Here is a 12,235-nt window from a genome sequence, read left to right as displayed (position 1 = left end):
TTACCTTCCACAAAATGAGTCAGGTCATTTCTGCTTATTTATTTTTCTCCAAGTACGTTAATGTCGCAACTCCTAATGTTTTAGCAGCGATTAGCATTCCTTTTTCATCAATATTAAACTTTGGATGATGATGAGGATATGTTGTTTCCCACTCCGGGTTTTGGGCACCTGTAAAGAAGAATGCCCCTTTAACATGCTGCAAGTAATAACAGAAGTCTTCTCCACCCATTTGCGGTTCACATTCATTTACAGCTGTTACACCAGGTACGGATTTAGCTAGATCCATGACAAATTCAATTTCTTCTTTCGGATTGATGACAGCAGAGTAGCCTTTTTGATACTCAAATGTATATTCCACATCGCCTGTCATACATGTTCCTTTTATAATTCTTTCAATCTCTTGTTCTACGTATTCACGAGTGCTTTCTTTGAATGTTCTCACAGTGCCAGCAAGTTTTGCTGTATCTGCAATGACATTTGGTGCATTTTTCGCCTCGAATGAACCAATCGAAAGAACCGCTGAATCAAGGGGATCGACTCTTCGCGAAACAATTTGCTGCAGATTGCTTACAAGCTGTGATCCAATTACAACACTATCTTTTGTCATATGTGGTTGTGAGCCATGCCCGCCTCGACCTTGAATTTTCACTTTAAAAAAGTCAGCCGCTGCCATTAAAGGGCCAGTACGATACTCGATTGTCCCAACAGGAGTTGGCGACCAAATGTGCTGACCGAAGATGACATCGACCCCATCTAAACAACCATCCTCAATCATAGCAATTGCTCCACCTGGCAAAACTTCTTCTGCATGCTGGTGAATGAAAACGACATTCCCTGAGATTTCTTCCTTCATAGAGTTTAATACTTTTGCGAGCACTAAAAGCGTTGCAGTGTGACTATCATGTCCACAAGCGTGCATAACCCCGTCTACTGTCGATTTAAACGGTAGGTCTGTTTCTTCATGGATTGGCAAGGCATCAAAATCTGCACGTAATGCAACTGTCTGTCCTGGTTTCCCGCCTCGTAACGTAGCAACAACACCTCTACCACCAACTCCGACACGAACTTCATGTCCAAGTTTTTTATGATATTCAGCAATATATTTTGGTGTTTCCACTTCTTCAAATGATAATTCAGGATATTGATGCAAATAACGGCGCACTTCAACCATTTCATCATATGCCTGATCTAGTAATGTATATAGCTTTTCCAAAACAATCGTCTCCCATATAATAAATTAAAGTGTTTGAACAAGTATACTTGCAATGATAATCGAAGCAGCAGTAACAGTCGTAAATCCACCGACAAGCATTGGTGTTAGGATTTCATCTAATATCGCTTTACGCTCCTGCTCATTCTTACCTTCACTTCTGCTTACCTCTTCACAAATAATATAATCACCAGGAAAGCCAAACATAGCTGTTAATGCAACCGGAACTCCTTTTAGTGGATCCCATTTGACCCATTTTGATGCGAAATAGCCACCAATGATAATTCCAATTGAACCAACAATAAGAATCACAATGACACTTGGCAAATGCTCAACAAATAATGCAAATGTCACACTATTCGCCGATGCAACAACAACTAGAATAATCCCCATTATACTGATGCCAAATGAATTCGCGCGCTCCATCATATTTTTTTGGTAAAAACCAATATATGAGCCAATAAATCCAATTAATAATGCCCATATACTGTAGTTAATCCCTGTTAACTTACCTAAACCAATGGCAAGGGCACCACCTATGAACAATTGCAAGAGCAAAATAACAGAAGTTTGATACTTTTCAGGTAGCCACGTTTTTTTCGTTTCTTCCACTACATTTTCTTTCGCTTCTACAACGTTCGCAAAATCAAGTGTCGCAAGATGTTTTTTTGCATATCGACTCAAAAGGTTTCCAGCAAGGGGCATACCAATTAAACTCTGTAATCCAACGACAAGTGCAGGAATTGCAATTAAACTAACAAGTCCTAGCTCCTGTAGCTTCTCCGTTGTCACCACAACAGATATAAGTCCTCCAGTTAAAGGTCCTGCTCCAGCAACAACTGCCGGATAACCGATAATTGGAACTGCTACAATCATAAGTAAAATAACCGCAAAAACAATTCCTATGATTGCGATAAACACTGCTTTTATCTGACCTTTAAGGACACTAAGCGGAATCATCGTCCCCAGATGAACAATAACCGGTGCGATCATCAGTGCTCCAAAAGCACCTAATCCTGAGTTGGCAATAAGCTCAGGTGGAAAAATACCTGTCCATAATAAAATAAAATATCCCATGAAAACAATTAATAACATCGGGATTCTCGCTTTTGACATAATTGATATAACTTCTCCTACCGCAATAAGTAATATGATTAATAATGCCGCAACAATTGGTTCACTCATTTTTCTTTCCCTCCACACTACTTCAAAAAAGCTGTTTTTTCTATACAGAATATAATAAATTATTAGAAAATTATATCAATGTTCATTTACACAACAAATATTCATTTTCAGTGTATACTTGTCTATACGGAGGTTTTTTTATGACAAATAACGACTTATTTCTCTCATTTTTACACAATAAATTCGACAAAATCTCATTTGAACTTTATTATTTTCAACAGATCGATCAACCTGCTCAATTCGTTTATGCACATGGTGATATCGAAATAAATAAATCTAAATTCGTAATTCCTACTTCCTCTAAAGATGAAAAAATGATTATCCAAACAGATGGTGAGTCAACGCGAATTTCATTTTTTTATCCAGAAAACGAAAAAGTCCTTTTCTATCTAGCATGTCCAACTATTGATCAATTTAAGGATGAGCTTGATTCTTTTTATTTGATTTTTTCTTATCTAAACATCAAAAACAAAATGAAGGCGAAAGATGCTGAACTTGCCAGTATGTTAGAAAGTACGCGCTCAATCACATCATCTTTAGAGCTACAAGAAGTATTGAATTCTATTATTACCCATGCTCTTAGTGTTATTCCTGCTGCAGATGTCGGATACCTACAATTGTATGATGAAAAAACAGAGCGTTTAATCCCAAGGGCATCGGTAGGCTTTAATGACCAACTTCGTGCTACAAAATTAAAAAGCGGCGAATCCATTACCGGAAAGGTTTTTAAGGATGGCCTACCAGTCATTTACTATTCTCGATCTGAAATTTATCAAGGAATGGCAACTTTATCGGAGGATAATTTCCATTATATTCAGGAGTCTTTTGATAATGCAAAAATAAAGGCGCTTATTTCGGTTCCTCTCATCTTGGAAAACAAAGCGTTTGGCGTAATGACGGTTCAACAATTAGAGTCACAAGGCCAATTAAACAATAATGATTTAAACTTATTACAAATTTTCACCGCTCAAGCAGCGATCGCTATCAAAAATGCAAATCTCTATAAAAATGCCCAAGATCGGCTAGATGAAATAACGATTTTAACAAAGCAGCTAACAGAAAAAAATGAACTTCTGTTGAAAAGAGCAGAAATACACGAGACACTAACACAGCTTTCTCTGCAAAATAAGAGTGTAGAGTTTATTATTTTTGAAATAAACAGAATCATGAACAGAGATGTTTTCTTTTTTGATTACCTTGAGACAGAACTTTATCAGAAAATGAACGTCGCCAATCAACAGGCAATGATAGATGCATTTTCACAGAATTTTTCTAATAAGAAAACACCCATTTATATAGATTCCTTTTATCAAAATGAAACGAAAACCTATATTTACCCTATTTTATCAGATCGTGTCTCACTTGGTTGTTTTGCAATTCCACTTTACACACCCCTATCGGCATTAGATATCGTGACAATTGAACAAGCAAGCTCCGTGCTAGCGTTGGAGATGACAAAACGTAAAACCCAGGCAGAAGTATATTATAAGAAGACTCAAGAATTATTTCATGACTTACTTCATACGAAAAATCCAGCAAAACTAGAGGAAATTGGAGAATCACTAGGCATAAATAAAAACTCAATTTACACAGTTTTATTACTAAAAGTTGATTCTTATCGTGATTTATTCACATTGGAGAATGAAATTCATCGATTAATTATTAAAATCAAACGACACATTCCAGAAAAAAGGAAAATCATTTTTGGTTTTCACAATAAGATAACAATTCTGCTCCCTACAAATACTTACGATGCGATTGATGATTTGATTGTCAAACTCCAAGCACAATTGTTCAAATGGGGAGAACAAGCAGAAACTTTAATCTATGCCGGCCTAAGCACTTCTCATCACGGAATCGATTCGATTTCTAAATCCTATGATGAGGCTAAAAAATCGCTTTCTTATGCAATTAGCCGCCGAAAAACGGATATCATGCATTATCAAAAAATGGGCATTAATCGTTTATTTATCACTCAGTCTTCATCTGAAATAGAAAACTATACAAATGAAATTTTGTCGCCACTGCGTACAGTAAAATCGCGAAAAAATGAATTAGAAAAAACACTTTTTGCGTATATAAAATCGAACAAATCCACCATTGATTCAGCTGAGAAGCTTCATATTCATAAAAATACACTCTACCAACGCTTGAAAAAGATTGAGGACCTGCTTCAGCTTGACCTCGAAAATCCGGATGATTTTTTACAAATTCAACTTGCTTGTCATTTGTATGAAAGCTTTCCGCAACAAGAAAATACGCAATGAATAACACAATCGCAGAACAAAAGCGCAAGCGCCTTGATCAGCCTCAGGCATAGTATGACCTCGAGGGACTAGGACGCTTGCGCTGGAAAATTCTCGAAGTCTAAACTTATAAATTCTGATATTACAATGAAATAAGGGTGTCCCAAAAGTAAATAATCACCTTTGGGACACCCTTATTTCAAAAAGTTTCAAGCTTGAAATTCCTTATTCTCAATCTTTATGATTTTTTGATCCTTTGCTTCGTTTGCAATTTGTTTTGTCTTTTCAACTAATTCAGCGATATGGTGACAACATTGCTGGGCACCCTTGACAAGTAAAGGCACTCCGATCATATCAATCCCTAACCCTCTGGAGAAAAACCCACCCATCGTCATCGCAAAAGGTACCGTTGGTGAAGTATTTGAAAAAACAATTTTTTCATTAAATTGATAGCGATTTTCCAATAGTAAGATCAGGTCTGATAAAGCAGGGACGACAAGCTTAGAAGATCTCCTTCCAATTGTATAGACAGGATGACCTTCTTCATCTATTCCATGAAAGATGATTCTTCCTGCATCCTCTTTTTTTAATTTATTAAAGTAGGGAACAGCTAAAATTTCTTCTTTTGTTAGTATTCTTGAAGATGGTGTTAGGAGTTTTAAATGGTAGGCAGCTGCCAGTGAAGTAGTATGTGTACCACCAAAATCATTGTAAATATAAATCATCGGTACCTCCATCTGCATGACATGTTAGTGTTAACATTTCCCTATCCAGCAAGATATTATGTATAGACAGATGGAATTTAAAGAGGATGGTTACATTAAGGGCTATCTTGACTAATGTTTTAAATATTGCCTTCTCTCCTCTTTTTATAATCGAGCTTCGTTTCATACCACTTTAATAGCTGTGTCATTATAGAAAAGACTAGAAAGAAATTCATTGCCCAAATCGCAATAAAGTCTGCTATTCCACTATATTCAATCGTATGATATCCTTTTATCTTCATAACAATCATTGATTCAATAATAAGAAGAAGCAAACCAAGTAGACCTGCCGAAACGGTTCTAATCATATTCCTCACCCTCCATAAGTAGTCTCTCTTGATCAAAAGCCCACACCAATCTCTAGCAGTTTCACACTTTAATTTTGACAATTTTGTGAACTCCTCTATTAATCTTATTATATTTGAAAATAGACAAAAATAAAAGCATTCGATGTTAACTTATTTTACATAAATGCAAAAAAAAGGATAAAAATTCAAGAATGAAATGATATGTTCAATTTTTTATTGTATATTTGTTAAATTGTGAGCAAACTTTCATTTTAAGTGATGGAATTTGGTATATTTTCGTTGTACTAATAAAAATAAATGTAAATCATTAAGGAGTGTTTCAAATGGTCGTAAAATAGTTAAGAGAAAGTTCAGTTGCTGCGGGGATTTTAACTGCTATTCGCTTATTTATGGGATATTCTTGGCTTACAGCAGGCTGGGGAAAATTAACTGGTGAATTTGATGCTTCTGGTTATTTACAAAATGCGATCGATAACCCGGTTATGGGCCCTATGGCAACGCTGTTTATAGCTGGTATGTGTCATTTTTAGAAGGCTTTGCCCTACCAAACGTTACTCTATTCAATACACTCGTACCTCTTGGTGAATTTTTAGTAGGTTTAGGACTTATTTTAGGATGCTTTACAGCAGCTGCTATTTTCTTTGGTCTTGTCATGAACTTCTCATTCTTTATGGCTGGAACTGTTTCTCATATCCCAACAGATCTTTTTTTGGAGCAATCGGTTTGTTCGCAGGCTTTAATGCAGGTAAATACGGTTTAGACAGATGGGTTATCCCATTTATTCAAAAGGCTGCTTTCGATAAAAAGAAATTAGCTGAGCGTTAAGGCAAGACTTATCGGACTTTTACGGCCGTTATCCCCTTCAGAATTCTGAAGGGGTTTATTTTTTAGACAAATAAAAAATATTTCTATCTAGTAGCTAAACTGAACCAGTTCTCTCGACGAGTTTCTTTTTTCATACAACGACAGTTAGTAATCTATCTTTTGCTATTACATTCGTTTTATTTGTTAACTCAATAGTAAGGTATTGACTAGTATTGGTGATGACAATTGATTAATCGTGAACAAACGGGAATTTTCACTTTGAGCATTTCATTTTCTTAGCCCTTTTTATAGAACGGTGTTTTGACAACAACTGCATCGACTTTTTTATTACGGATTTCTACTTTAAGCTTCGTTCCAACTTCAGAATGCTGTGCTGACAGCAATGCAAGACCTAAACTTTTCTTTAACGTTGGTGAATGTGTTCCTGATGTAATATATCCAATCTCCTTGCCATCTTCTGAAAACACGTTATACCCATGACGTGGAATGCCTCTCCCAGTTACTTCGATTCCAACTATTTTTCGCTGGATTCCATTTTCCTTTTGTTTTTTCAATACTGATTTACCGATAAACTCATTTTCTTTGTTTGTTTTGACAGCAAAACCTATTCCTGCTTCGAGCGGACTGATTTCTCTAGTAAGTTCTTGTCCATAGAGCACTAGACGTGCTTCAAAACGTAGGGTATCACGGGCACCAAGTCCACATAGCTTTAAGCCATCATCCTTACCTGCTTCTAGAAGCTTCTCACATAACAAGACGACTTGTTCTGCTTCTAAATAGAGTTCGAATCCGTCTTCCCCTGTATAACCTGTTCGAGATACGAGGACATTATTGATGCCAGCGAGGTTAACATTTGGAGCAAAGTTGAAAGATTTTATTTCTGACAATGGTGTTTCGGTTAACTTTTGTAAAATTGCTTCTGCTTTTAGACCTTGAATGGCAAGCTGAGCAACGTTACTTGAAATATTTTTAATTGAGACACTACCTCTTTCATTCTGCATCATCCACTCGTAATCTTTGTCGATGTTAGATGCGTTAATGACGAGTAAGTATTTTTCATTTTCCAACTTGTAAACTAATAAGTCATCCACTATGCCTCCATTTGGATAACACATCGCCGTATATTGCGCTTGATTGATTTTCAATTTCGTCACATCGTTTGTTAAAAGATAATTAAGATAGCTTTCTGCATCTTCCCCTTCAATAAGCACTTCTCCCATATGTGAAACATCAAAAAGTCCTGCTTCTTTTCTAACAGCCTCATGCTCTTCTAAAATACTAGAAAATTGCACTGCCATTTCCCAGCCACCAAAATCAATGACTTTTGCCCCGTATTTTTCATAGATTTCAAAAAGTGGTGTTCGTTTTAAGTCGATTGTTTTACTCATTTTCTCCACCTCAGCCCTAAGATTTTTTACAAAATAAGCGTTCCTTCACCTTTATGCCTGTATTCGTCACTGCTACCCAAGCAATTGGGGTCTCCCATTTGTGCATTCCTGCTAGCGAATAAGTCATTGCATCACAATTAAAAAGCTCTGAACTATATTTTTATAGACATTTCCTCCTTTAATTTTCACCCGCAAAAAAGGACAGAAGAAAGGCAAATTGGCTATTCTACCTTTCCTCTGTCCTTTTTACCTGAGAGATTACCTTCTGTCTGAACGAGTAAGAATCACCGCTCAGACAGAAGTGTTCCCCTTTGGTGGCTTATTAGCTCTCTCCAGAGGTGCGTCCGATTGAAGTCCTTTTACCTGAGAGTTTTAATCCCAAGGCTTTTTTGGGGTCTTGCTCCTTCGGTGTCGATCTGATTTTATCGATCTCTCCTACAATCTTCATCCGCTTCTATCCAATTTTGCAACCAATTTATCGTAACAATTTAAAAAGCTCTTCACCTATGTCATCTTCATTTGACGGTTTCTAATCGCTCGCTATCTTTCCCTCTAGGAGGCATAACATCTTCTGGAATTCCAGGCTTATATTGTTTTGTTAGTGTGCTTTGCTTAAATTCTGCCTGTGCTTTTTCAATAAGATTAGGAGTAGTCAACAGATCATAAACAGATAGTGCCATTGTTTTAGCTGCTAAATGCATGCCTTTAAAACCAATCGTCGAACCGAATGAAGCAGTCGCTTGCCAAGAGTGTAATTGTACACCTATTGGTGCGCACGTTGTCATGACTTGCCCCACTGATGTAATCCAGCTTACGTCACCTACATCAGTAGAGCCTCCCATAGTTGTCCCCTTTAAGTGCCGATGAAACTGTATATTTGTAGGTAGGATGTCTTCACTATTATTCTTTGCGATTGCTGGATTAATTGATTCTATTAACCCTTTTGCAAAAGTAACTTCTTCTTCTGTAAAGATCTGCGAATCTGTAAGTTTCATATTTTCATATAAGATTTCATTTAAAACATCATTTGTCAGTGTTTCAAAGGGATATGCTAATATTTCAGAGTCTACTTCAGTCTCAGTCATCATCGCCGCCCCTTTTGCAATTTTCTGTACTCTCGTTAGTATATCTTCAACTTGCTCTTTTGTTGCAGCTCTTAAGTAATACCAGACTGATGCGTGTTCTGGGACTATATTCGGAGCCATTCCACCATTTGTAATCACATAATGGATTCGCGAGCCATCTAGTACGTGCTCTCGCAAATAATTTGCCCCAGTATTCATCAGTTCAACGGCATCAAGTGCACTTCTGCCTGCATGAGGTGCCGCCGCTGCATGAGCTGTAATCCCTTTAAAATGAAACTTGATCGAAACCATTGATTGCATACTTGTCGTTGCGATCGAATTTGCTGTCCAAGGATGCCATGTTAACGCACTATCAAGATCATCAAATACACCAGCTCTAGCCATAAATGTTTTGCCTGAGAGAACTTCCTCTGCAGGACAACCATAATAACGAATCGTACCACCTAATCCATGAGTATCCATCGCCTCTTTAACTGCAATGACCGCCTCCACTCCCGCAGTCCCTAGCAAATTATGCCCACAGCCGTGTCCTGGTCCGTTTGGAACCACTTCATTTTGAATAGAGCTCACAGTTTGTGACAATCCTGGTAAGGCATCATATTCTCCTAAAATTCCAATGGTTGGATGACCAGAACCATATTCAGCGATAAAGGCTGTCTGTACTCCGCCGATATTTGTTTGAATCGTAAAGCCAGCTTCTTCTAACATCTTAATCTGTAAATTGGATGCATACGTCTCCTCATAAGCTACCTGAGGGTTTTCCCAAATTTTTCGAGCCATTTCTGTAAATAAATCTTGATTACCGTTCACCCAATCTAAAATCGTTTCTTTACTCAATTCAAAACAACTCCTCTATGATTTTTTGTTCGAGGGAAAGATTACAGTGATTCCGCCCTTTTTCACTTGTTTATTCAGCGTGTACTTTTTTCGTTTTCACTTTTTCCAAATAGATACAAATTACGATTGTCAGGGTGATACAAATAACACCTTTAAAAAACATCATGATTGGTAACAGGTTGACAGCTAGTCCAATTATCATCGCAATGATGCCATATAACGGTTTCTTCATTGCAAATTGCGCCATTATTCCGCCAAAAATAGCTGGAATGATATATTGAAATGTATTTTGAATCTGCGGAGGTATGATCGAAATAATATATGATCCTCCTGCAATAATGACAGCAAGTATTGCAATATTGACTAAAGAGGCGGCTGAAATGGCTAAAGCAGCAACAATTTCTCCTTTTTTTGTTCCTGGTTCCACCCCTAATGCATTTTGTGCAGAGGCAGCAGATGGAAGACACATACTAGATATATTCCCTGTTAAAAATGCAAGATATGTTCCGGAAACTCCAAGAGTTGGATAATATGAAATTGGCTCAATTACCCATGCATATCCTACTAGAGTGGCAAATGCTAAGAACCCCGCGATTATTGGTGTCCAGCCTGGATGGTAGCCAAGCACAAATGAAAGATACAAAGGCAATGCTAAGGTTAAAATGATGACCATCCACATCGTCAAACGGCCCCAAAAGTGAGATTTCCGATGAAATTCTTCCATTCCTAGACTAGAATTTTCAACTAGAACTTCTGTCACTTCTAACGGAGCAACCGCCGTATTTTTATTCACATTCATTTTAAAACCTCCCGATTATGATTGTTTAAAGAGTGATAAAGTAACTGACTGTTAACGATACTAAAATCGATAGTCCTAGTGACCATTCCTTAATCCAATTCATTTTTAACTTATTTGAGAGAGAAAACAAAACAAACATTGTGATTGCAGCGGTTAAAATAACTCCTGTATGCGTAATCCCCTTTAACACCTCACCAGTTGTGAAGTTCCCAAATACCCCCAACATTGCTGCACTTGAGATGATCGCCATAAGATTTCCCTTTTTAGCATTGTTGTTATTTACTACTTTTTGTTCCACTTTACTTAGTGATTTAATAAATAAGACAACAAAGAATAACCAACCTAATCCTCCTAAGCATAAGGTCCAAACGACTGTTGTAAATGCTTGTTCATTAAAGCCTACAGAGCCTAATTCCGTCCCATAAGCCTGTGCTGCAAGACTTGCACCGACAGACTCGATCGCAGAGGAACCAATAACTGCAGACCGCATTAATGTGAGCGGCTCTCCGAGGAATGTAATTAATGATACCGCGATAATCATACTGCCCATCGCAGGACCAATGGCCGAAATCCCTCCAACTTTGATCGCACTTTTCACTTCGCTATTCGTCAGCCCTACACTCTGACTTGTTTTCGTTGCAAGTCTCATAAAGACAATCGCTTGAAAAATAACAACACCTAAAATAATCAGGGCTATAATCCACATAGGAAAACTCGTCGCTAACCTCATTGCACTCTCCATACACTTCCTCCTCTTTTCTCTTCAATATTGTTGAACGGTTGAAATTTTCACCACATCATTCAATTTGATAAAGACAAAAAAGGACAGAGTAAGGTAGAGCTTTCTACCTTCCCTGTCCTTTTTACCTGAGAGTTTGTCACGCTTTAAAACAGCGTGTCCCCTTTGGTGGCATATATAACAACATGCACTCTCCAGAGCTACGTCCTGTTATAGTCCTTTTACCTGAGAGTTTTGTTTATAAGGTATTTTTATAAACTTTCTCCTTCGGTGACGGATTTACCGCTCTCTCCCATAACAATCAACCGTTAACTATATAGAATTGTAAGTATATTCTGAATATTAACCCGATAATTTCGGTTGTTCAATTTACTTGTTAGATTCTCTTACATATTTTTTAAAATTCAACATGTATGCGATCTCTGCTTCACTTAGAAGAAGAGACAACATCTTATGTAGCTGCACTACCTTCTTAATCTATGTACTAGTTACCATTTGCCTTCTACCTCCACTTATTTAACGAATGACGAGCTTCAGTTAGTCATAGATGAAAATTTTTTTGAACCATGCACACAAAATCTTCTAATTTCATCCAAAATTCGTTGTCAATCCACTGAGGTAAAACGCATAATTGTAAGCGATTTCATATTTGTTCATAAAAAATAACTTATATTCACTATTCTAGAATAACGACATCACCTCCTTATCTTTCACATATATTACCACCGTAAAAAAAACGTGTCAATGCGATTTTGGGGAATAAAACAAAATATTTTAAATATTCAAACAGTTAAAAGCCATTTACAAAGATGAAATCAAAGAAAAATAACAAGTTTTTTATCACTTAAC

The 12,235-nt window shown here is 37.1% G+C and carries 9 protein-coding genes, 1 pseudogene and 4 riboswitches; of the genes and pseudogenes, 2 read left to right on the top strand and 8 right to left on the bottom strand.

The annotated features are described in order from the left end of the window. Positions 1-34: 34 nt before the first annotated feature. On the bottom strand, positions 35-1,213 hold the full coding sequence (locus K9V48_RS04340; RefSeq protein WP_308012497.1) for a M20 family metallopeptidase: 1,179 nt from the start codon (positions 1,211-1,213) through the stop codon (positions 35-37). A gap of 24 nt (positions 1,214-1,237) precedes the next feature. Then, on the bottom strand, positions 1,238-2,395 hold the full coding sequence (locus tag K9V48_RS04335) for a hypothetical protein (RefSeq protein ID WP_224137271.1): 1,158 nt from the start codon (positions 2,393-2,395) through the stop codon (positions 1,238-1,240). 140 nt (positions 2,396-2,535) lie between these two features. Between K9V48_RS04335 and K9V48_RS04330 the strand changes: the two genes are divergently transcribed. Further along, entirely contained in the window at positions 2,536-4,662 is a 2,127-nt protein-coding gene (locus tag K9V48_RS04330) for a helix-turn-helix domain-containing protein (protein WP_224137269.1), read from the top strand. 188 nt (positions 4,663-4,850) lie between these two features. Here the strand turns inward: K9V48_RS04330 and K9V48_RS04325 are convergent, their stop codons facing one another. Both K9V48_RS04325 and K9V48_RS04320 read right to left on the bottom strand, forming a co-directional pair. Continuing rightward, positions 4,851-5,366, bottom strand: a complete 516-nt coding sequence (locus tag K9V48_RS04325; protein WP_224137267.1) for a DUF3189 family protein — start codon at positions 5,364-5,366, stop codon at positions 4,851-4,853. 119 nt (positions 5,367-5,485) lie between these two features. Continuing rightward, positions 5,486-5,713: a hypothetical protein gene (locus K9V48_RS04320; protein WP_224137265.1), complete on the bottom strand. Its 228-nt coding sequence runs from the start codon at positions 5,711-5,713 to the stop codon at positions 5,486-5,488. A 365-nt stretch (positions 5,714-6,078) separates the two neighbouring features. On the opposite strand from K9V48_RS04320, the pseudogene K9V48_RS04315 reads away from it, so the two are divergent. Next, a pseudogene (locus K9V48_RS04315) lies at positions 6,079-6,538 on the top strand (DoxX family membrane protein). Between the two features lie 275 nt (positions 6,539-6,813). Here the strand turns inward: K9V48_RS04315 and gcvT are convergent. From gcvT to K9V48_RS04295, 4 genes are all read right to left on the bottom strand, one after another. Next, positions 6,814-7,926 (bottom strand): glycine cleavage system aminomethyltransferase GcvT, encoded by a 1,113-nt coding sequence (gene gcvT, locus K9V48_RS04310; protein ID WP_224137263.1) that lies wholly within the window; start codon positions 7,924-7,926, stop codon positions 6,814-6,816. Positions 7,927-8,160: 234 nt separating this feature from the next. Beyond that, positions 8,161-8,265: riboswitch (glycine riboswitch) on the bottom strand. Positions 8,266-8,267: 2 nt separating this feature from the next. Continuing rightward, positions 8,268-8,374: riboswitch (glycine riboswitch) on the bottom strand. Between the two features lie 67 nt (positions 8,375-8,441). Beyond that, positions 8,442-9,848, bottom strand: coding sequence for an amidohydrolase (locus tag K9V48_RS04305; RefSeq protein WP_224137262.1), 1,407 nt, complete (start codon positions 9,846-9,848; stop codon positions 8,442-8,444). 70 nt (positions 9,849-9,918) lie between these two features. Continuing rightward, on the bottom strand, positions 9,919-10,647 hold the full coding sequence (locus K9V48_RS04300; protein WP_224137261.1) for a small-conductance mechanosensitive channel: 729 nt from the start codon (positions 10,645-10,647) through the stop codon (positions 9,919-9,921). Positions 10,648-10,672: 25 nt separating this feature from the next. Then, positions 10,673-11,389, bottom strand: a complete 717-nt coding sequence (locus K9V48_RS04295; protein ID WP_224137260.1) for a DUF5058 family protein — start codon at positions 11,387-11,389, stop codon at positions 10,673-10,675. 110 nt (positions 11,390-11,499) lie between these two features. Continuing rightward, positions 11,500-11,586, bottom strand: a riboswitch (glycine riboswitch). A gap of 3 nt (positions 11,587-11,589) precedes the next feature. After that, positions 11,590-11,691: riboswitch (glycine riboswitch) on the bottom strand. Positions 11,692-12,235 lie beyond the last annotated feature (544 nt).

It is taken from the genome of Metabacillus rhizolycopersici (genome assembly GCF_020075705.1).
Note: the sequence above shows the minus strand (reverse complement) of the source record. Positions and strands in the feature narration are given on the sequence as shown.

What these genes read in the sequence shown, in the direction of transcription:
- K9V48_RS04335 (WP_224137271.1), bottom strand. Translation starts at nt 2,395, where the DNA reads ATGAGTGAACCAATTGTTGCGGCATTATTAATCATATTACTTATTGCG.
- K9V48_RS04330 (WP_224137269.1), top strand. Translation starts at nt 2,536, where the DNA reads ATGACAAATAACGACTTATTTCTCTCATTTTTACACAATAAATTCGAC.
- K9V48_RS04325 (WP_224137267.1), bottom strand. Translation starts at nt 5,366, where the DNA reads ATGATTTATATTTACAATGATTTTGGTGGTACACATACTACTTCACTG.
- K9V48_RS04320 (WP_224137265.1), bottom strand. Translation starts at nt 5,713, where the DNA reads ATGATTAGAACCGTTTCGGCAGGTCTACTTGGTTTGCTTCTTCTTATT.
- gcvT (WP_224137263.1), bottom strand. Translation starts at nt 7,926, where the DNA reads ATGAGTAAAACAATCGACTTAAAACGAACACCACTTTTTGAAATCTAT.
- K9V48_RS04300 (WP_224137261.1), bottom strand. Translation starts at nt 10,647, where the DNA reads ATGAATGTGAATAAAAATACGGCGGTTGCTCCGTTAGAAGTGACAGAA.
- K9V48_RS04295 (WP_224137260.1), bottom strand. Translation starts at nt 11,389, where the DNA reads ATGGAGAGTGCAATGAGGTTAGCGACGAGTTTTCCTATGTGGATTATA.